21 protein-coding genes are annotated in these 19279 nt (G+C 70.9%); 13 read left to right on the forward strand and 8 right to left on the reverse strand.

The genetic code is table 11. The features are described from left to right. Both VI078_17775 and VI078_17780 read left to right on the forward strand, forming a co-directional pair. Window positions 1–235 (forward strand): hypothetical protein (locus tag VI078_17775; protein HEY6001138.1); only part of this gene is annotated, 235 nt, incomplete at its 5' end. Window positions 236–302: 67 nt separating this feature from the next. After that, window positions 303–485: an SEC-C metal-binding domain-containing protein gene (locus tag VI078_17780; protein HEY6001139.1), complete on the forward strand. Its 183-nt coding sequence runs from the start codon at window positions 303–305 to the stop codon at window positions 483–485. 48 nt (window positions 486–533) lie between these two features. Here VI078_17780 and VI078_17785 read toward each other — a convergent pair whose 3' ends face one another. Then, window positions 534–1277, reverse strand: coding sequence for a radical SAM protein (locus tag VI078_17785; protein ID HEY6001140.1), 744 nt, complete (start codon window positions 1275–1277; stop codon window positions 534–536). A gap of 22 nt (window positions 1278–1299) precedes the next feature. After that, window positions 1300–2487, reverse strand: a complete 1188-nt coding sequence (locus VI078_17790; protein HEY6001141.1) for a CsgG/HfaB family protein — start codon at window positions 2485–2487, stop codon at window positions 1300–1302. 57 nt (window positions 2488–2544) lie between these two features. On the opposite strand from VI078_17790, the gene VI078_17795 reads away from it, so the two are divergent. Continuing rightward, entirely contained in the window at window positions 2545–2766 is a 222-nt protein-coding gene (locus VI078_17795; protein HEY6001142.1) for a NifU family protein, read from the forward strand. 229 nt (window positions 2767–2995) lie between these two features. On the opposite strand, the gene VI078_17800 is transcribed toward VI078_17795, so the two are convergent. Genes VI078_17800 through VI078_17825 form a run of 6 tightly spaced genes read right to left on the reverse strand, consistent with a single transcriptional unit; the run spans window position 2996 to window position 8906 of the window. Further along, window positions 2996–4081, reverse strand: a complete 1086-nt coding sequence (locus tag VI078_17800) for a nitronate monooxygenase (GenBank protein ID HEY6001143.1) — start codon at window positions 4079–4081, stop codon at window positions 2996–2998. A 23-nt stretch (window positions 4082–4104) separates the two neighbouring features. Further along, window positions 4105–5523, reverse strand: a complete 1419-nt coding sequence (locus tag VI078_17805; protein ID HEY6001144.1) for an FAD-linked oxidase C-terminal domain-containing protein — start codon at window positions 5521–5523, stop codon at window positions 4105–4107. Between the two features lie 29 nt (window positions 5524–5552). Continuing rightward, window positions 5553–6389, reverse strand: coding sequence for a universal stress protein (locus tag VI078_17810; protein ID HEY6001145.1), 837 nt, complete (start codon window positions 6387–6389; stop codon window positions 5553–5555). Window positions 6390–6429: 40 nt separating this feature from the next. After that, on the reverse strand, window positions 6430–7014 hold the full coding sequence (locus VI078_17815; protein ID HEY6001146.1) for a peptidylprolyl isomerase: 585 nt from the start codon (window positions 7012–7014) through the stop codon (window positions 6430–6432). A gap of 50 nt (window positions 7015–7064) precedes the next feature. Beyond that, on the reverse strand, window positions 7065–7730 hold the full coding sequence (locus VI078_17820) for a uracil-DNA glycosylase (protein HEY6001147.1): 666 nt from the start codon (window positions 7728–7730) through the stop codon (window positions 7065–7067). Between the two features lie 24 nt (window positions 7731–7754). Beyond that, entirely contained in the window at window positions 7755–8906 is a 1152-nt protein-coding gene (locus VI078_17825) for a metallophosphoesterase (protein ID HEY6001148.1), read from the reverse strand. 192 nt (window positions 8907–9098) lie between these two features. Here VI078_17825 and VI078_17830 point away from each other — a divergent pair, with 192 nt between their 5' ends. The 10 genes from VI078_17830 to ftsH all read left to right on the forward strand — a co-directional run bounded on the left by VI078_17830 (window position 9099) and on the right by ftsH (window position 19187). Further along, the gene (locus VI078_17830; protein HEY6001149.1) at window positions 9099–9410 is read left to right on the forward strand and encodes a metalloregulator ArsR/SmtB family transcription factor; all 312 of its coding nucleotides are present in this window, start codon (window positions 9099–9101) and stop codon (window positions 9408–9410) included. Window positions 9411–9444: 34 nt separating this feature from the next. Further along, window positions 9445–9699: a sulfurtransferase TusA family protein gene (locus VI078_17835; GenBank protein ID HEY6001150.1), complete on the forward strand. Its 255-nt coding sequence runs from the start codon at window positions 9445–9447 to the stop codon at window positions 9697–9699. Window positions 9700–9822: 123 nt separating this feature from the next. Beyond that, a complete protein-coding gene (locus VI078_17840; GenBank protein ID HEY6001151.1) occupies window positions 9823–10275 on the forward strand; it encodes a DsrE/DsrF/DrsH-like family protein in 453 nt (150 codons plus the stop codon). A gap of 173 nt (window positions 10276–10448) precedes the next feature. Then, entirely contained in the window at window positions 10449–11360 is a 912-nt protein-coding gene (locus VI078_17845; GenBank protein HEY6001152.1) for a TIM barrel protein, read from the forward strand. 85 nt (window positions 11361–11445) lie between these two features. Continuing rightward, entirely contained in the window at window positions 11446–12297 is an 852-nt protein-coding gene (locus VI078_17850; GenBank protein ID HEY6001153.1) for a potassium channel family protein, read from the forward strand. Between the two features lie 155 nt (window positions 12298–12452). Next, a complete protein-coding gene (locus tag VI078_17855) occupies window positions 12453–13739 on the forward strand; it encodes a class II fructose-bisphosphate aldolase (GenBank protein HEY6001154.1) in 1287 nt (428 codons plus the stop codon). A 166-nt stretch (window positions 13740–13905) separates the two neighbouring features. Beyond that, a complete protein-coding gene (locus VI078_17860; protein HEY6001155.1) occupies window positions 13906–14463 on the forward strand; it encodes a hypothetical protein in 558 nt (185 codons plus the stop codon). Window positions 14464–14614: 151 nt separating this feature from the next. Continuing rightward, window positions 14615–15052 carry a pyrimidine dimer DNA glycosylase/endonuclease V gene (locus VI078_17865; GenBank protein ID HEY6001156.1) on the forward strand — a complete coding sequence of 146 codons (438 nt, stop codon included), beginning with the start codon at window positions 14615–14617 and terminating at the stop codon, window positions 15050–15052. A gap of 242 nt (window positions 15053–15294) precedes the next feature. After that, window positions 15295–17211, forward strand: coding sequence for an asparagine synthase (glutamine-hydrolyzing) (gene asnB / locus VI078_17870; protein HEY6001157.1), 1917 nt, complete (start codon window positions 15295–15297; stop codon window positions 17209–17211). A gap of 134 nt (window positions 17212–17345) precedes the next feature. Then, the gene (gene ftsH / locus VI078_17875; GenBank protein HEY6001158.1) at window positions 17346–19187 is read left to right on the forward strand and encodes an ATP-dependent zinc metalloprotease FtsH; all 1842 of its coding nucleotides are present in this window, start codon (window positions 17346–17348) and stop codon (window positions 19185–19187) included. Window positions 19188–19279: the final 92 nt, after the last annotated feature.

Consider the following 19279-nt stretch of genomic DNA (forward strand, 5'->3'; position numbering starts at 1 on the left):
GCGCCATGCGCTCGCGCCCGAAGACGGCGCCTGCCACTGTTGCACTGTCTGTGAAGCGATGTGGCGAAGGCGCGGTCTGACCGATCCCCTGGCCTGGGAAATTGAGTGCTACGACGTCGGATGGGGCCACGGGCTGCCGGCGTGGCGTCTGGAGGACTGGGTGGCGAAGATGCACAGGCTCTACGGGCGCGAGCGCTTGCCGGAGCCCCCGGCGGGGGAAGTGGCAGAGTCCTGAGCATGGGATCGTAGTTCCCGCGCTCTGCCCCCGAATCGACCCCGCCCCCCGATCATCCAATGCCCGCATGAGCATGTTCGGGAAGATCGGCGCCGCCTTCGGGTCCTCGTCGCGCCCCGTTCCCGGCGCCGCGCCGGGTCGCAACGAGCCCTGCTGGTGCGGCAGCGGCGAGAAGTACAAGCGCTGCCACCTCGACGCCGACCGCCGCAAGGCCCAGGCCCAGCGCTCGAGCTGCCGCACCACCACCTGAAGTCGCTGACCGGGGCCGGTCGGCCCCGCGCTCGCGCCGGCGGCACCCTCAGTACAGCTTCCGGCAGGGGATGCCGGCGCGCTCGAACGCGGCGCGCAGCAGCTCGCCCTTCTCCTCGAAGAACTCCTCGCGCATCGCCCAGTCCAGCCCGCGCTCGCGGTACGTCCGGTCGGCGTAGTGGTAGTTGTAGCGGTCGATCAGCGCGTGGTCGACCTTGCCCTTGAGCAGGTCCGCGAGCCCATCGGCGCCGGGCAGCAGCGGGGCGACCATGACGAACGTCGGCACGCCCGCCGCGTGCAACGTCGCGAGCGCCTCGACGCGCCGCGCCACCGGCGGCGCCCCCGGCTCGAAGATCCGGCGGATGCGCTCGAGCGCGGTGGTGATGGTGAAGCCGACCTCGATGTCGGCCGCGGCGCGCAGCAGGTCGAGATCGCGCAGGACCAGCGGCGACTTGGTCTGGATCGTGACCGGCCAGCCGTTGCGCACGAGGATCTCCAGGCACCGCCGGGTGAGGCGGTAGCGGCGCTCGATCTCCTGGTAGGCGTCGCATACGCCGCTGACCCAGACGCGGCCCTTCTTCTTGCGCAGGATCTCGCGCGCCAGCAGCTCCGGGGCGTTGACCTTGGCGTCGACGAACGTGCCCCACGGCTCCTGGTGGCCGGTGAAGCGCTTCATGAACCGCGCGTAGCAGTAGCGGCAGTCGTGGGCGCAGCCGACGTAGGCGTTGAGCGTCCAGTCCTGGATCGCGGACTTGGAGAGGATGGCCTTGGCTTCGATCTCGCGGACGATCATGCAAACCTGCGGGCGGATCAGCTCAGGGGGCCGTCTCCCAGACGAGCGTGACGGGCGCGCCCTTTTCCAGCCGCACGAGGGCCATCGGGTGCGCCAGCGCCGGCGTCGCCTTCATCTGCGGCGCGTCCTCGGGGGGCGGGGCGAGCGCCGCCGTCAGCTCGACCCGGTCCGGGGTGGCGACGGCCTTCTCCACCGAGACGGTCCAGCCGGGCCCTCGCTGCGCGCCGCCGAGGACCGCCGCCACCCGCTGCACCGAGAAGTCCACGGGAGGCGCGGCGTTCTCCGCGAGGCCGAGCTGTGGCGCGAGCGCCGCCCACTCCGCCGGTGTGGAGGCGACGCGCACGCCCGGCTCGGCGAACTGCTCGCCCGTCAGCCCGGGCAGGTCGAGGTAGGCGAACGCGGCCATGCGCGCCGCGGCGAAGTCGTCGGGGCGGTAGTGGAAGTACTCGACGGGCGTGCGCCGCGCCAGTTCTGCGACGGCCAGGTCGATGGCCTTGCGCACGGCCTGCTCGGTCGCCGCGTTCTGGAAGCCGCCGAAGGCCAGCGGCAGGCGCGTGTGGCCGCCGCCGATCACGCCGATGATGCCGCCGCCCCAGTCGATCCCCTTGGACTCGATCGACGTCGTGAAGAGCACCCGGGAGGTCGCGGCGTCCAGGGCGCGCACATCGATGGCGATGGACGACTCCTTGTACGTCGCCGCGGCGATCGGGATGTGATGGTTCTTCTGGTTGAGCAGCGCGGTGCCGACGAGGGTCCCGAGCCCGATGATCCCGCCGCCGAGGCCCATGGCCTCCGGCTCGAAGCCGGTCACGGTGCCGATGACGAGGACTTCCGCGCCCTCGATCTCACCGATCGGCGCTTCGGTGCCGGCCTTCACGCGCCCGGTCGCGCCGAGGTCCTGCTCGCGCAGCACCTCGCCGAGGTCCTCGCGCTCCAGGACGATGAAGCGTCCGCTGTTGACCAGGGCGGTCGTGAGCATCGTCGCCAGGCCGTCGCCGATCTCGGCCGCGCCCTTGGAGGTCTTGTCCTCGAACTTGGCGACGGCGATCCGGGCCTTCGGGCCGTTGTAGGGCTCCAGCTTGACGCTCGCCATGCCGGGACCGCCGCCGCGGATGGTGGCGGTGGGTCCCGTCGCGCAGCCGCCGGTCAGGAACGGGAGGGACAGCAGGATCGCGGCGCCGGACGTGAATCGTCTCGAGCGTGTTGACATCTATCCTCCTGCTCGTCGATAGTACCAGAAACGTGCACCAACGAGAAAGGATACGCGATGGAAGAGAAGGTGAGAAAGGCGCTCGATCAGATCCGTGGCTCGCTCCAGGCCGACGGCGGCGATGTGAAGCTCGTCTCGGTGGGCGAGGACGGCGTCGTGAAGGTCAAGCTCGTCGGTGCGTGCGCCGGCTGCCCGATGTCGCAGATGACGCTCAAGCAGGGGATCGAGCGGTACCTGAAGCAGCAGATTCCCGAGGTGAAGGAGGTCGTCTCCGTCTAGGGCACCGTCCCCCGCTCCGGGGTCGGATCTTCCCTGTAGCCCCTTTCGCGGGCGACATCGGCTTTTTCCGATTTCGTAACAGGCTGCCTGGGTCAGGCGGGAGCGTCATGGTGCGTCCCGGCAAGGCAGCGCCGAGCGCGCGCGGAGGCGGGCTGGTGCCCGCCGCACAAGCAGCGCAAGAAGCAACACAGCCGGGGCGCGCCAGGGCCTCCCGAGTGACCCAGGCAAATCAGCCCGACAGTTCCGCCATCAGGTCCCTGACCGGGAGGATCCGGTCGACGCGCCAGGCGGTCGCGCCGACGGTGTAGATCGGCTCCTCCTTGTCCGGGTTGTACCCGGCCGAGCTGAGCAGGCCGTTGCAGATGCAGAAGTGGTGCTCGTTGCTCTCCTTGGCCGGGCACCGCGTGAAGTTCCCCTTCTCGTCCTTGAGCAGCACGTAGCCCTTGTCGCACTTCGGCGGGCGCCTGCGCGCCAGGGCCGAGATGTACATCGGCGAGTCCTTGAGCACCCGGAAGGGCAGGCCGCAGGGCGAGCCGGGGTCGTGCGCGACGAGGATGTCGTCCTGCGCCGCGTCGACGACCGCCTGCTTGTAGGCCGCCGTCGCCGAGCTCTCCTCCGTGGCGAGGAACCGCGTGCCCATCTGCACCCCGTCGGCGCCCAGCGCCAGGAAGCGCCGGATGTCCTCGTTCGTGTAGATTCCGCCGGCGACGATGACCGGGAAGTCGCCGTGGCGGCGCGCGGACTCCTTGACCTCGGGCAGCAGCGCCTCGAGGGTGTTCTCCGGCAGGTCGACCTGGTCCATGCGGAAGCCGAGGTGCCCGCCGGCGAGTGGTCCCTCGAGCACGACCGCGTCCGGGCGCTGGCCCTGGCGTTCCCAGCGCCGGCAGATCAGGTCCAGCGCGCGCCCCGAGGAGACGATCGGCACCAGCGCGGTGTCGCCCGGCTTCTGGATGGCCGGCAGCGTCAGCGGCAGCCCGGCGCCCGAGATGATGACGTCGGCCTTCGCGTCGATCGCCCCGCGCACCGAGGCCTCGTAGTCGCGCTGGAGGGCGACCATGATGTTGATGCCGGCGAAGCCCCCCCGCGCCTTGGCGAGCGAGACCTCCTCGTAGACGGCGTCGTAGGTGTTGGTCTTCTTGCCCGAGCGCTTGGAGACCAGCCGGTCGAGGCAGGCGCTGGAGAGGATCCCGAGCCCGCCGGCCGCCGCGACCGCGCTGGCCAGGGGGGCGAGCGAGACGCCGACCCCCATGCCTCCCTGGACGATCGGCAGGGGGAGGCGCTTGCCCTTGATCGTCAGCGTCGGTAGCGGCGTCATCCTGACAACGATACTTGGTTCCATCAGGAAAGGGAATCGAAAACCTTTCCCGGATTGAGGATGCCGGCCGGATCGAAGACCCGCTTGATGCCGCGCATGATCTCCAGGTGCCGCGCCGGGAGGACGCCCGCCAGCTCCGTCTTCTTGAGCCAGCCGATGCCGTGCTCGCCCGAGAGCACCCCCCCGAGGCGGTAGACCTCGCGGATCAGCGCCGGGAAGACCTCGGCCTTCGCCCGCGCCCAGGCCTCGCCCTCGAGCTGCCCCGCGAGGATGTTGACGTGGACGTTGCCGTCGCCGGCGTGCCCGAAGCAGATCACGGGGGCGCCCGCCCGCGAGCCGATCTCCCGCAGGCGCGCGACCAGCTCCGGGATCGCCATGCGCGGGACGACGACGTCCTGCTTGGCGACGTCCCGGTTCTGGCTGCGGACCGCCTCGCCGACCACGCGCCGCGCCTTCCAGAGCGCCTCCTGCTCGGCGCGGCCGTCAGCGACGAGCACGTCCGCCGCCCCGCGGGCGAGGCACAACTCGCCGATCGCCTCGTAGGCTGCGGCGACGGCCTCCGCGGTGTCCCCGTCGACCTCCACGACCAGGTGCGCGCCGGCGTCCGGGAAGCGCATTTCCCGCTCGAGGAAGCGGCGGCTGGCGTCGATCGCGCCGGCGTCCATGAATTCGATCGCGGCGGGCCGCAGCCGCCGCCGGACGATCTCGGCGACGGCCCCCGCGGCCTCCGCGAGCGTCGCGAAGGGGACCAGCAGCGAGGCGCGGTGGCCGGGGAGCGGCAGCAGCCGCAGCGTGACCTGGGTGACCACGCCGAGGGTCCCCTCGGAGCCGATGACGAGATCCAGCAGGTGGTAGCCGGTGGCGTACTTCACGATCTTGCCGCCGAGCGGGAGGATCTCGCCGGTGGGCACGACCAGCTCGCAGCCGGTGACGTAGTCGCGCGTGACGCCGTACTTGACGGCGCGCGGCCCCCCCGCGCCCGTGGCGACGTTGCCGCCGATGCTGCACGAGTCCGCGCTCTGGGGGTCGGGCGGGTAGAAGAGCCCGACGGCGGCCGCCTCGCGCTGGAGCTGACCGGTGATCACGGCCGGTTCGACGACCGCCATCATGTTGCCGGCGTCGATCTCGAGGATGCGGTTCATCCGCTCCAGCGAGAGGACGACGCCGCCGCCGACCGCGAGCGCGCCGGCGACCACGCCGGTGCCGGCGCCGCGGGGGACGACGGGGAAGCGGTGCGCGGTGGCCAGCTTCAGGACCGCCGCGACCTCGGCTGCGGTGCGCGGGAGGACGGCCAGGTCGGGCGGCGCGGCGATGAAGGGGGTCTCGTCACGCGCGTAGGACTCCAGGCCGTCGGCGGCGGCGACGATGGCGTCGGGGCCCAGCTCGGCCTCCAGGAGCCGGCGGACCGCGACGGGGTCGAACGGGCGCGGGGACGGACCCATCTGCAGGCGCTCGCGCCCGGCGCGCCGGCCTAGCGGTAGAGCAGGACCGGGTCCGTGGCCGCGCGCAGGATGCCGTCGGTCGTGCTGCCGACGATCAGCTCGCGCACGCGGCTGTGGCCGTAGGCCCCCATGATGATCAGGTCGCAGGCCTCGCGCTGGGCCACCTGGAGGATCCCCTCGACGGGCGAGCCGCTCTCGAGCAGCGCCTTGACCCGCAGGCGGTGCGGCTCGAGGTAGGACTCGGCCTCGCCGAGGGTCGCCCGGCCCTCGCGCTCGTCGGAGGAGACGCAGACCACCACCAGCGGCAGATCCAGGCCCGCCGCGAGCGTCGCCGCCAGGCCGAGGGCGCGGTTGGCGGTGCGGCTGCCGTCGTACGCGGCGAGGATGCGCGTGACCGGCCGCTCCTGCCGGGGCGTGACGAGCACCGGCTTGGCGCAGCCGCGCACCACCTCCTCGACGGTCGAGCCGAGCAAGAAGCCGCTCCAGCTGGCGTGCTCGCCGCGGCGGCCGGCGACGATCGCGTCGTGGGAGGCCGCCGCGTCGCAGATGACGCGGCTGACGACGCCGGTCTCGGAGCGCGTGGCGCACTCCAGGCCCGCGGCGCGCACGGTGGCGGCGTGCGTCTCGAGGATGACGCGCGCCTTCTCGATGAGGGCGTCGCGCACCTGCTGCTGCAGGTCGAGATACGGCACGACCCCGACGATCCCGGAGAGATCGGCGAGGAACGGGCCCTCGAGCGAGACGATGTCGACGACCGACAGCAGGGTGATGCGCGCCGAGGCGCGCCGGGCGAGCGCGATGGCGTAGCCCACCGCGGCGGCCGAGTAATCGGAGCCGTCGACCGTCACCAGGTAGCTCTTGAGCATCGCGCTTCTCCCCTCCCTGCCGCCCGCCTGGCCTGCCGGGCTAGTAGGCCACGGTGACCGAGGTCATGGTCACCGGCTCCAGCGGCTTGTCCATCTGGTTGCGCGGCACGCTCACGATCTTGTTGACGACGTCCAGCCCCTCGACCACCTCGCCGAAGATCGAGTACTGGCCGTCGAGGTAGGGCGCCGCCGCGACCATGATGAAGAACTGCGAGCCGGCGCTGTTCGGGTCGTTGGTGCGCGCCATCGAGAGGATGCCCGCGGTGTGCTTCTTGACCTTCGAGAACTCCGCCGGGATGGTGTAGCCCGGGCCGCCGGTGCCGTTGCCGCTCGGGTCCCCGCCCTGGATCATGAAGCCGGGGATCACGCGGTGGAACGGGGTGCCGTCGTAGAAGCCGGCCTCGGCCAGCGTGATGAAGTTCTTGACGTGGATCGGGGCGACGTCGGGGAAGAACTTGACGACGATCTTCCCGAACTTCGTGGTGATCGTCGCGCGCGCCTTCTCGTACTTCGCCAGCTCCTCCTTCGTCGGCGGGGTCGGCTTCTCGACTTTGGGGGCGGCGAACGCCATCGTGGCGCCGACGGTCAGCAGGGCGGCGGCGAGCAGCAGCGTGGAACGGATCATGAAGATGTCTCCTTTCGCATCTGGTGGCGGACGGAATATAACACGCACCTTCACCCGCGCGCCACGGGTGCGCCGCCGCGGCCCGTGCCCCCCTCTGGCACAGGGGAGGGAAGGGGGATTTTCCGGCGGATGCGCTCCAGGTGCTCGAGGGCCAGCGGGCGCTTCCGCCGCGAGCGCAGCAGGTAGGCGGGGTGGTAGAGCGGCCAGAAGGCGACGCCCGGCCAGGCCTCCAGCGCGAAGCGGCGGCCGGCCGACTCCCCGAGGGCGACGCCCGCCGACGGCCTGAAGTGACGCAGAGCCGTGGCGCCGAGGAGCAGGACGGTGTGCGGTCGCACGAGCCGGAGCTGGCGCTCCAGGTAGGGCCGGCAGGCGGCGACCTCGTCGGGGCGGGGCACGCGGTTGGCGGGCGGGCGGCACTTGACGAGGTTCGTGATGAGCACGTCCGCGTCGGGGTCGATCCGCGCCTCCCGCAGCAGTTCGTCGAGCAGACGGCCGGCGCGGCCGACGAAGGCCCGGCCCGCGAGGTCCTCCTGCCGGCCGGGGGCCTCGCCGATTGCCAGGATGCCGGCGCGGTGGTCGCCCCGGTCGACGACGATCCGCGTGCGGTTCGCGGCCAGCGCGCAGCGACGGCAGCCGGAGTCGCGCAGCAGCCGCGCGAACGTCGGGTAGTCGGTCGCGCCGACGATCGCCTGGTAGTTCACGGGTTCGACAGCCATGGCTTTCCCTTTGGCACAGGGGGATCAAGGGGGATTTCGGTCCCCCCCCGCGGGGACCAGCTCGAAGAGCGTGATTTCCGGCGGTGCGAGGAAGCGCAGCGGGGGGCCCCAGGTGCCGGTGCCGCGGCTGACGTAGAGCAGGCCCTGCCCCGCGCGCACCACGCCCGCCGTGTGGCGGAACGAGAGGCGCACGACCCAGCGGAAGGGCCAGAGCTGCCCGTCGTGGGTGTGGCCGGAGAGCTGCAGGCCGACGCCGAGGGGCGCCGCCTCTTCCTCGAACCCGGTCGGCAGGTGCTTGAGCAGCAGCGTGAACAGCGCGGGGTCCCCCGCCGCGACGAGCTGCGCCAGCGGGCGCTGGGTGACGGACGGGTCCTGAAGCGAGCGCGGCCCCACGTACTCCAGGCCGACGAGGTTCGCCACGCCCGGGATGGCGGCGGTCTCGTCGCGCAGCACCCGGAAGCCGGCGTCACCGAGGAAGGCGACGGCCCCGCGGATCCCCGTGTAGTACTCGTGGTTCCCGGTCACGGCGTACTTGCCCAGCGGCGGCGTGATCTGCCGCCACATCACCGCGAGGGGCTCGAGGTTGGCGCCGACGGCGTCGAGCATGTCGCCCGTGGCGACGAGCAGGTCGGGGCGTGCCTCCCGAACGCGCCGGAGGATGCCGGCGAGGCGCCGCTCGCCCGCGAGGAGCCCGAGGTGCACGTCCGAGACCTGGACGACGCGCACGGGCGGGGTCCCCGGCGCGAGGCGCGGTGTCGGGACCCGCAGGCGCCGCACGCGGATGTTCTGCGCCTCGATCGCCGACCAGCCGACGATGAGGGCCGCCGCCGCCGCGATGCCGAGGAAGAGGCGGGGGCCGCCGAGGGCGGGCAGCGGCGTGCCGGGGGCGACGTGGCGGCCGATCGCCGCGGCGAGGTTCCAGAGGTCGGCGCAGAGATTGAGCCCGAACAGGTAGAGAGCGGCGCCCATCCAGACGAAGGTCACGAACTCGAGCGCACTGAGCGCCGCCGAGCCGTCGCGCAGCAGCCGCCCGAGGAAGGGCGCGAAGACCATCAGCGCGAAGAAGAGGCCGACGGCGAGGGCGCCTGCCCCGCGGAGCCCGAGCTGGCGGGTGACGCACCACCAGAGGTAGGTGTGGATGGCGGTGTAGATCGCCGTGATGACCAGGAAGAACATGGCTGTCTGCGCGCGGGGGGCGCTCACGATCGGCGCGGGTTGCAGATTCGGGGCCGGCGGCACATGTTCCCAATATACGCACTGGAGCGGCGCCGTGCGCGGCGTCGCCCGCGATCGGGTGCGGGCGGGCGTGGCGGCGACCTGACGCGGGGGACTTGACAAATACAGATATTAGAATATCCTTATATAGCGATGAACGCGACGGACAGGATGGCTCCAGCGGCCGCCAGGATCGAGCAGAAGCGCATCGAGCGCGCCGCCGAGGTCCTCAAGACGGTGGCCCACCCGGTGAGGCTGCGGATCGTCGAGATCCTCGAGTCCGGCGAGCGCAGCGTCACCGAGCTCAAGGATCTGCTGGGCGTGACGCAGCCCCTGACGTCCCAGCACCTCAGCCAGATGCGTGTCCGCGGCGTGCTCGGCTGCCGCCGGGAGGGCGCGCAGGTCTACTACTCGATCGCCGATCCCGGCGTGGTCAAGGTCATTCACTGCATCCGCCGCGGCTGAAGGCGCGCGGCGCGGAAAACGAGGAGGAGAACCCATGAGCACCCTGAAAGAGACCGTCAAGCCCGACCAGACCCTCGACGCCCGCGGCATGGGCTGCCCGATGCCCCTGCTGAAGGCCAAGAAGGCCATGGAGGCGCTCGGCGCCGGCCAGGTCCTCGAGGTCCTCGGGACCGACCCGGGCTCGAAGAACGACTTCGCGAGCTGGGCCGGGAAGACCGGCAACGAGTACCTCGGCTGGGAGGAACCGGCGGCCGGGCAGTTCAAGCACTACCTGCGCAAGAAGAAGTAGGAGGAAGAAATGGGCACCATGACGACTCTCGATCCGGAAATCCAGAAGCTCGTCGACCTGCGCGTCCAGGAGGCGCTGGCCGCCGCCGGCGTCGTGCCGGGGGCGCCCGCCCGCCGCAACCGCATGGCCATCGTGGCCTCGAAGGGCTCGATGGACATGGCCTACATGCCGCTGATCCTCGCCTCCACCGCCGGTGCGATGGACATGGAGTGCGCGATCTTCTTCACGTTCTACGGCCTGCAGATCATCCACAAGGAGCACAACAAGCACCTCAAGGTGCCGCCGCTGGCGAACCCCGCGATGCCGATGCCGGTGCCGAACATCATCGGCGTGCTCCCCGGGATGACCGCCATGGCCACGATGATGATGAAGAGCTGGATGGCAAAGGAGAAGGTGCCGACCATCCCCGCGCTGCTCGACATGTGCGTCGAGGGCGGCGTGAAGCTGCTCGGCTGCCAGATGAGCATGGACGTCATGGGCATCAAGAAGGAGCAGCTGATCGACGGCGTGGAGACCGCCGGCGCCGGCACGTTCCTCGGCTACGCGGCGGAGGCGGCGATCACGCTGTTCATCTAAAGGGCCCGGGTCGCCGGGAGGGCTTCTTCCGCCCTGGCGGCGTTGCCGGGAGGGCTGCTTGTGCGGCGGGCACCAGCCCGCCTCCGCGCGCCCTTCCCGGCTGCCTTGCCAGAACGAAAGAATCCGCTCCCGAACGACTCGGGCACCCAAGCCGATCACGGAGGGGTGCATCGGTGCTCGGCATATCCAGCGTCTACTATTCCAAGGCGATCGCCGACGGCGGCCGGCTGCTCGACGAGCTGGCCGCGCTCGGCTTCGACGGCGTCGAGCTGGAGTACCGCGTCCGCGCGGAGACGCTGCGCCAGATGGGCCGGCGCCCGGGCCGCGAGGTGCCGGTCTTCAGCGTCCACGCCTTCTTCCCGAACCCCGGGGTCGCCGGCAGCGAGGGCGCCGGCGCCAATGCCTTTCTCTTCTCTTCGAGCGACCGCGAGGAGCGGGAAGCTGCGGTGCGCCACGGCCTGGCGACGCTCGAGGCGGCCGAGCGCCTCGGCGCGCGGGCGGTCGTGCTGCACCTGGGACGGGTGCCCGTCGACAGGGAACTGCTCGCGGAGTACCGCCGCCTGGCGGCCGAGCCGGGGCCGGTGTCGCCGGAGCTGCGCGCCGCAGTGTCCGCGGTGCTCGCCGAGCGCGAGCGCCTGACCGCGGCGCACCTGGACGCGGTGCTGCGCTCGCTGGAGCGGCTCAACCGGGAGGCGGTGCGCCGCGGCCTGCTCCTCGGCGTCGAGAACCGCTACCATCCCCACGAGATCCCGAGCCACGGGGAGACGGGGGCGATCCTGCGCGAGTTCGCCGGCGGCGCGGTGCGCGCCTGGCACGACGTCGGGCACGCGCTGAACCTGGAGCGGCTCGGCGTCGGCACGCAGCGCCAGTGGCTGGAGTCGTACGGCCCGCAGCTTGCGGGGGCGCACCTGCACGACATCCGCGGCGGCGACGACCACCTGGCGCCGGGGACCGGCGAGGCCGACTTCGCGGCGCTGCTGGGCCACCTGCCGGCGGACGCGCTGCGCATCCTGGAGATCCGCCCGGACGTGGCGCGCGAGCAGGTCCTCGGCGCGCGGGATAGGCTGCGCGCTCTGGGGTACTGAGCGCCGCCCATCGCCCGGCGGGGCGCTTCGCACGGACAGCCGAAAGCGGGTAAGGTAGGCACCGGCAGACGGACCCGGAGGCACGATGAGGTCGCACACGGCAGCGCACCGCAAGCCCGACGCCCTCGTCGCGCGGCTGCAGTTCTTCGTCGTCGCGCTGCTCCTGCTGATCCTGTTCTGGACGCTGGCGTTCATGGCCGTGGAGGGGCGCAGTTTCACGGACGCGCTCTACTTCACGATGGTCACCGTCACGACCGTCGGCTACGGCGACATCCACCCCGAGTCCACCGCCGGCAAGATGATGGCGATCCTGACCATCCTCACCGGCACCGGGCTCTTCGGCGGCATGGTGGCGAGCCTGACCGAGGTGCTGCTGACCCGCCGCGAGCGCCGCGTGCGGGCGGAGAAGCTGAACATGGTCATCGGCGCGTTCTTCGCCGAGATCGGCAACACGCTGCTCGTCTATTTCTCGGATTTCGACCTCCGGCTCGAGCAGATCAAGGGGGACCTCGTCGTCAGCGGCGACTGGACGGACGAGCAGTTCCACGCCGTCGCCGACCGCATCCGCGGCTACGACTACCACGTGGACGCCGCGCAGCTCGACTTCGAGCACCTGCGCGGCGTCCTGACCTCGAAGCGCTCGTTCCTGTTGCGGCTGCTCGAGAACCCCGCGCTGGTGGAGCACGAGCTGTTCACCGACCTGCTGCTCGCGGTCTTCCACCTGGCGGAGGAGCTGACGCACCGCCACAAGCTCGCGGAGCTGCCGCCGGCCGACCAGGAGCACCTGGGGGTGGACGTGCAGCGCATCTACGGGCTGCTGGTCCACCAGTGGCTCGATCACCTGCACTACCTCAAGCTGAACTACCCGTACCTGTTCTCGCTGGCGATCCGGACGAACCCCTTCGACGAGAAGGCTTCGCCGATCGTGACGAGCTGACGGGGCCGGCAACCGGCGCCGGCGCGGGTCCTGGAATCTTCCGGGCGGAGGGGCGGCGCACATCCCGCCGCCCGCACGACGTGCTTGATTTCACAGCTTCGCTGGGCCGATACTTGTGCGACTGATCCGGCCCGTCGGCCGCTGAGGAGGATCCCATGGCGAACATCCCGGTGAAGGACTTCGAAAAGGCGCTCCAGGTCGGCCGTCCGCCCAACGTCGTGAAGCTCTTCCCGAACTCGCGGGCGCTCCTCGTCAGCGGCAAGGTGATCGATCAGGCGATGATCGCCAAGGGCAAGGCGATGACGATCGCCGCCAACGCGCGCAACTGGTTCACGATCCCCGGGGTGCTGCGCGCGGCCCAGCGCGCGAACGCGGCGGTCATCGTCGAGATCGCCAAGTCCGAGGGCGGGGCGGCCGCCTACTGCGCCGTCTCCTCGTGGAACATCGCGACCTTCGTCGACGGCTGCGCGAACGCGCTCGGCGTGACGGTGCCGGTGGCGGTCCACGCCGACCACTACGGCATCAAGAACGACACTGACATCGAGAAGGCCCGCGTCGAGATCCCCTCGATGTTCGAAGCCGGCACGACCTCGATCGCCATCGACGCCAGCCACATGCCGGACGACCGGAACCTGCTGGCGAGCATCGAGCTGAACAGGTACGTCCCGGCGTGGGCGGGGCTCGAGACCGAGCAGGGCGAGATCAAGGGCAAGGAGGGGCTCTCCAACAAGGAGGAGGCGGTCTTCCTCGTCGCCGGCCTCAACGCCCACGGCATCTCGCCCAACTGGATCGCGCTGAACAACGGCACGACCCACGGCATCGAGGCCTCGGACGCGGGCATCCAGGTCGGCCTCACGGCTTCCATCCACGAGGCCATCGCGAAGTACAAGGTCTCGGGGGCGCAGCACGGCACCTCCGGCAACTCCAGCGAGCGGCTGCGGCAGATCGCCTCCCAGACGCACACGACCAAGGCCAACGTCGCCACCGCGCTGCAGATGATCTCCTGGGGCGTGAAGGTCAACGACTACGGCAACGCGGAGCTGGACGCCAACGGCGAGTTCATCAAGGTCCCGGGCCAGGGCGTGACCGAGGAGGCCTGGGCGAAGATGGTCGCCTTCGCCAAGGAGAAGGGCTGGAAGAAGGGGGACTACAAGAAGCTCAACCTCCCCTTCGAGAACGTGCTGCTCGGCCAGCCGCGCGAGGTGCGCGAGCGCATGGCGCAGGCGGTCGAGGACTTCACCTACCACCTGCTCGTGGACGTCTTCAACGCCAAGGACACGGCGCCGCTCGGCGTCGAGGCGATCCTCAAGGCCGGCTCGCACGACCTGGGCCCGAAGTGCGCGCGCATCGAGGACCCGGCCGCGTGGACGCCGGAGAAGATCGCGCAGAAGGCGAAGGCGCTCGCCGGCGACAAGGGCCCGGCCGGGGACTTCTCGGACTAGCATCTCGCCTCGGGGGCGATGCCGATTCCGGTCGTCGCCAGACGGGTGCTCCGGCGGCAGGAGACAGCCGGCCGTCCGATCCACTTCTCCCCCCTTTGGCAAAGGGGGGCAGGGGGGATTTCGGGGCATGACCTTCGGGACGAGACACTAGCGGCGGGAGCGTGCGATGCGGAGAGTCTGCGCGTGGTGTAGGCGGGAGCTGGGCCGCGCGGGGAGCGCGGCCGACGATGCCCCGATCACCCACGGCATCTGCGGCGACTGCGCGCGGCGGGAGTTCTCGCCCCGCACGCTGCCGCTGCGGCAGTTCCTCGACCGTTTCGCGGAGCCGGTCTTCATCGTGAACGCGGCGACGCGGGTCGTGACCGGCAACGCGACCGCTCTCGCCCTGCTCGGTAAGACCCCGTCGGAGATCGAGGATCGTCTCGGCGGGGATGCCCTCGGCTGTCGGCACGCCGAGCTGCCGGGGGGCTGCGGCAACACCCTTCACTGCCGGACCTGCACGATCCGGCTCACCGTGCGCTCGACCCTGGACTCGGGCCAGCCCCATGTCCGCGTCGCGGCCTACCCTGACCTGCCGGCCCTCAGCGGCGGCAGGCGCGTCCGGTTCCTGATCACGACCGAGCGGATGGGCGACGTCGTGCTGCTGCGGGTCGACGAGGTCGCGGACGAGGGGCCCGCCCTCCCGGCAGCCGACGACGACGAGGAGGACGGCCCAACCTGCTGAGCAGGCGACAGACTATTCGTCTTTCGCCAGCCGCTTGGCGTCGGCCAGGTCCTTCAACCTGCCGGTTGCGTGCTTGTTCCTGAGTGCAGATGCGGCGATCTCGTAGGGCACCTGACGGCTCCAGGCAGGAGCCCTATGGTAGAGTCACGCGGTGCGCCTCTGGAGCCTGCATTCGCGCTGCCTGGACGCGCAGGGTCTCGTCGCGCTCTGGCGCGAGGCGTTGCTGGCGCAGGCCGTCCTGCTCGGACGCACGCGCGGGTACCGGTACCACCCCCAGTTGACCCGATTCCGCGAGACGCGCTCGCCGGCGGGAGCGATCGCGGCCTATCTGCGCGGCGTGCACGAGGAGGCGGCCCGCCGTGGCTATCAGTTCGATGCGGGCAGGATCGTCGCCGCCGGGCGCGCCGAGCCGATCGCGGTCACGCGCGGGCAGCTCGACTACGAGTGGGAGCACCTCGCGAACAAGCTGCGGGTGCGCGCGCCGGAGTGGCTCGCCGGCCTCGGCGCGCGGGCGCGTCCCGTCCCGCACCCGATTTTTCGCGTCGTGCCCGGCCCGGTGGAGGCCTGGGAGCGGATGTCTCGAGGCTGAGATCGAGGGAGTGGTTTCGAGAATCACCAGCCCAGGCACAGGGCCCAGGACGGGGGCGCCCGTGAACGGCCATAGGGAGCCGGCCCCGCGTGTGGCGCGTTGAGGAGGCCGGCGACCTGGCTGTCGCGCTCGCCGAGTGACAGCGGCTTCCATGGGAGCAGCCGCGGCGCGACATAAGTGAACGGGCGCCCCCGTCCGGGGCCCGGCACGAAGACGGGGGGATCGGGTATCATCCCCTGACCATGTGCGGCATCTGCGGCCTCGTCTTCGCCGACCCGGCGCGGCCCGTGCCGCCCGGCGCGATCGAGCGCATGAACCAGGCGCTCGCGCACCGCGGTCCCGACGACCACGGCACCTTCGCCGAGCCCGGCGTCGCCCTTGGCCATCGCCGCCTTGCCATCATCGACCTCTCGCCCGCCGGCCACCAGCCCATGGGCAACGAGGACGGCTCGCTGCAGATCGTCTTCAACGGCGAGATCTACAACTACCGCGACCTGCGCCCGGACCTCGAGCGCGGCGGCCACACCTTCCGCTCGCACAGCGACACCGAGGTGATCCTCCACCTCTACGAGGAGCGCGGCGAGCGCTGCCTCGAGGCGCTGCGCGGCATGTTCGCCTTCGCGATCTGGGACCGCCGCCGCCGGCGGCTGTTCGCGGCGCGCGACCGCGTCGGCAAGAAGCCTCTCGTCTACGCGCACGCCGCCAACGGCGACCTGGCCTTCTCCTCCGAGCTGGCCTCCCTCGCCGCCGCTCCCGGCTTTCCCCGCGACGTCGACGAGACCGCGCTGCACCACTACCTGACGTACCAGTTCGTCCCCGCGCCCCTGACCATCTGGCGCGGCGCGAAGAAGCTGGAGCCCGCGCACTTCCTCGTCTGGGAGGACGGCCGGGTGCGCACCGCGCGCTGGTGGGAGCTGCACTACGTCCCGAAGCTGCGCCTCGGCTCGCTCGCGGCCTACCGGGAGCGCTTCCTCGACATCTTCCGCGAGGCCGTGCGCGTGCGCCTGGTGAGCGACGTGCCGCTCGGCGCCTTCCTCTCGGGCGGCGTGGATTCCAGCGCCGTCGTCGCCGTGATGAGCGACGAGGGGGCGGCGCCGGTGCGCACCTTCTCGATCGGCTTCTCCGTGCGCGACTACGACGAGGTGCGCTACGCCCGGATGGTCGCGGCCCGCTACGGCACCGAGCACACCGAGCTGACCGTCGAGCCGCGCGCCCTCGACGTGTTGCCCAAGCTCGTCCGCCACTACGGCGAGCCCTTCGGCGACTCCTCCGCGGTGCCGACCTGGTACGTCTCGGAGCTGACGCGCCGCTCGGTGACCGTCGCGCTCTCGGGCGACGGCGGCGACGAGGCCTTCGGCGGCTACCAGCGCTACCTCGCCGACCGGCTCATCGCCGGCTACCTGCGCCTGCCGCGCGTCCTGCGCGACGGCCTGATCCGCCGCGCCATCGAGGCCCTGCCCGGGACGCGCCGCCCGCGCGGCTTCATCGGCCGGCTCAAGCGCTTCGTCGCCACGGCGGACCCCTCGCGCGAGCGCCAGTACGTGCGCTACCTGTGCATGTTCGCGAACGACGCCAAGGCCGCGCTGCTCGCGCCCGGGTTCGCCGCGCGCATGGCGGGGGTGGATTCCGTCGCCCTCGTCGAGGACCTCTACCGGCGCGCCGACGCGCCCGCGTTCCTCGACCGCACGCTCTTCGTCGACACGCACTCGTACCTCCCCGACGACATCCTCGTGAAGGTCGACATCGCGAGCATGGGCAACGCGCTGGAGACCCGCGCCCCGTTCCTGGACCACCGTCTCCTCGAGTTCGCCGCAGCGTGCCCGCCGGGGCTGAAGCTGCGCGGCGCGACCGGGAAATACCTCGTCAAGAAGGCGCTCGAGCCGCACCTGCCCCGCGAGATCCTGTACCGGCGCAAGATGGGCTTCGGCATGCCGGTCGCCGAGTGGTTCCGCGGGGGCCTCGGCGAGATGGCCGGCGACCTGCTGCTCTCGCCGCGCGCCCTCCAGCGCGGCTACTTCCGCCGCGAAACGCTCGAGCGGCTCTTCGGCGAGCACCGCAGCCTGGAGCAGGACCACGGCTACCGCCTCTGGACGCTGCTCTTCCTCGAGCTCTGGTTCCGGGAATTCGTCGACGGCGCCCCGCGCCCGAACCTTTCCTGAAGATCTCCATCTAAGCCCTGCGGGAATTGGCGTGCCGAAAATGGGGTGCGAGCGAGCAATTGACTTTTTTCACAATATTCCCTATGTTGTGAAAACTTGAGCATGGCGATGAAAACAGGAGGGCGGCGACCGCTGTGAACTCGTTCTACAAGAACCTTGCGCTCTGGCTTCTCATCGGGTTGATCATGGTCACCCTGTTCAACCTCTTCCAGTCGAGCGGCGCGAAGGTCGTCGACCTCGACTACTCGGAGTTCGTCTCGAAGATCGAGGCCGGCCAGGTCGCCGACGTCGAGATCCGCGAGAAGAACGTCAAGGGGACCCTCAAGGAGGGGAACGCGGCCTTCCGCACCTACCTCCCCGACGACCCCGACCTGATCAAGTCGCTCAAGGCCAAGGGCGTCAAGATAGTCGCCAAGCCCCCCGACGAGAAGTCGATCTGGATGATCCTGCTCATCAATTCGGCGCCGTTCGTCCTCTTCCTCGTGGTCTGGATCTTCTTCATGCGCCAGATGCAGATGGGCGGCTCCAAGGCGCTCTCCTTCGGCAAGAGCAAGGCGCGGCTGCTGACCGAGAGCCAGCAGAAGGTGACGTTCAAGGACGTCGCCGGCGCCGACGAGGCCAAGGAGGAGGTCAGCGAGATCATCGACTTCCTGCGCGACCCGCAGCGCTTCACGAAGCTCGGCGGCCGCATCCCCAAGGGCGTGCTGCTCGTCGGACCGCCGGGCACCGGCAAGACGCTGCTCGCGCGGGCGATCGCCGGCGAGGCCAAGGTGCCGTTCTACTCGATCTCCGGCTCGGACTTCGTCGAGATGTTCGTCGGCGTCGGGGCCTCGCGCGTGCGCGACCTCTTCGAGCAGGGCAAGAAGCACGCGCCGTGCATCATCTTCATCGACGAGATCGACGCCGTCGGGCGCCACCGCGGCGCCGGCCTCGGCGGCGGCCACGACGAGCGCGAGCAGACGCTCAACCAGCTGCTCGTCGAGATGGACGGCTTCGAGTCCAACGAGGGCGTGATCCTCGTGGCGGCGACCAACCGCCCCGACGTGCTCGACCCGGCGCTGCTGCGCCCCGGGCGCTTCGACCGGCAGGTCGTGATCCCCGCCCCCGACGTCAAGGGGCGCGAGGGCATCCTCGGCGTGCACACCCAGAAGATCCCGCTGGCGCCGGACGTCTCGCTCTCGGTGATCGCGCGCGGCACGCCGGGCTTCTCGGGCGCCGACCTCGCCAACCTCGTCAACGAGGCGGCGCTGCATGCGGCGCGCGCGGACAAGAAGCAGGTCGAGATGTCGGACTTCGAGATGGCGAAGGACAAGGTGCTCATGGGCGCCGAGCGCCGGAGCATGATCATCAGCGAGGACGAGAAGAAGGTCGTCGCCTACCACGAGAGCGGGCACGCGCTGGTGGCGCGGATGCTCCCCGGCACCGACCCGATCCACAAGGTGACGATCATCCCGCGGGGCCGCGCCCTCGGGCTGACCCAGCAGCTGCCGATGGACGAGAAGCACCTCTACCCGCGGGAGTTCCTCGTCAACGACATCGCGATCTTCATGGGCGGGCGCGCGGCCGAGGAGCTGGTCTTCAACCGCATGACCACGGGTGCCGGCAACGACATCGAGCGCGCCACGGATCTGGCGCGCAAGATGGTCTGCGAGTGGGGGATGAGCGAGCGCATGGGGCCGCTGACCTTCGGCAAGAAGGTCGAGCAGATCTTCCTCGGCCGCGAGATCGCCCAGCACAAGGACTACAGCGAGCAGACGGCCGTGGAGATCGACGCCGAGGTCAAGCGCATCGTCATGGAGAACTACGCCAAGGCGCGCCGGCTGCTCGAGGAGAACGTCGCCGGGCTCAACGCGCTGGCGGGGGCGCTGCTCGAGAAGGAAGTGCTCGACGGGCCTGACATCGACCGCATCCTTGCCGAGCACCGGGGCGGGGCGCCCGCCGGCGGGGCGCTGCCCGCGGAGCCGCTGCCCGCGTGAGAGCGCCGCTGTCCGCGGCCCCGCGAGGGGAAAGGTGCGGGCGGAGGCTGCCGGGCGGCCGGTTGAGCGCGGAGGCGGCGTGAGGCGCCGCC

Source organism: bacterium (genome assembly GCA_036524115.1).
Taxonomy (GTDB): Bacteria; JAUVQV01; JAUVQV01; order JAUVQV01; family DATDCY01; genus DATDCY01.

Bases quoted from the DNA above. Each gene is read 5' to 3' on its own strand.
- VI078_17780 (HEY6001139.1), top strand. From the start codon at position 303: ATGAGCATGTTCGGGAAGATCGGCGCCGCCTTCGGGTCCTCGTCGCGC.
- VI078_17785 (HEY6001140.1), bottom strand. From the start codon at position 1,277: ATGATCGTCCGCGAGATCGAAGCCAAGGCCATCCTCTCCAAGTCCGCG.
- VI078_17790 (HEY6001141.1), bottom strand. From the start codon at position 2,487: ATGTCAACACGCTCGAGACGATTCACGTCCGGCGCCGCGATCCTGCTG.
- VI078_17795 (HEY6001142.1), top strand. From the start codon at position 2,545: ATGGAAGAGAAGGTGAGAAAGGCGCTCGATCAGATCCGTGGCTCGCTC.
- VI078_17800 (HEY6001143.1), bottom strand. From the start codon at position 4,081: ATGACGCCGCTACCGACGCTGACGATCAAGGGCAAGCGCCTCCCCCTG.
- VI078_17805 (HEY6001144.1), bottom strand. From the start codon at position 5,523: ATGGGTCCGTCCCCGCGCCCGTTCGACCCCGTCGCGGTCCGCCGGCTC.
- VI078_17810 (HEY6001145.1), bottom strand. From the start codon at position 6,389: ATGCTCAAGAGCTACCTGGTGACGGTCGACGGCTCCGATTACTCGGCC.
- VI078_17815 (HEY6001146.1), bottom strand. From the start codon at position 7,014: ATGATCCGTTCCACGCTGCTGCTCGCCGCCGCCCTGCTGACCGTCGGC.
- VI078_17820 (HEY6001147.1), bottom strand. From the start codon at position 7,730: ATGGCTGTCGAACCCGTGAACTACCAGGCGATCGTCGGCGCGACCGAC.
- VI078_17825 (HEY6001148.1), bottom strand. From the start codon at position 8,906: ATGTTCTTCCTGGTCATCACGGCGATCTACACCGCCATCCACACCTAC.
- VI078_17830 (HEY6001149.1), top strand. From the start codon at position 9,099: ATGAACGCGACGGACAGGATGGCTCCAGCGGCCGCCAGGATCGAGCAG.
- VI078_17835 (HEY6001150.1), top strand. From the start codon at position 9,445: ATGAGCACCCTGAAAGAGACCGTCAAGCCCGACCAGACCCTCGACGCC.
- VI078_17840 (HEY6001151.1), top strand. From the start codon at position 9,823: ATGGCCATCGTGGCCTCGAAGGGCTCGATGGACATGGCCTACATGCCG.
- VI078_17850 (HEY6001153.1), top strand. From the start codon at position 11,446: ATGAGGTCGCACACGGCAGCGCACCGCAAGCCCGACGCCCTCGTCGCG.
- VI078_17855 (HEY6001154.1), top strand. From the start codon at position 12,453: ATGGCGAACATCCCGGTGAAGGACTTCGAAAAGGCGCTCCAGGTCGGC.
- VI078_17860 (HEY6001155.1), top strand. From the start codon at position 13,906: ATGCGGAGAGTCTGCGCGTGGTGTAGGCGGGAGCTGGGCCGCGCGGGG.
- asnB (HEY6001157.1), top strand. From the start codon at position 15,295: ATGTGCGGCATCTGCGGCCTCGTCTTCGCCGACCCGGCGCGGCCCGTG.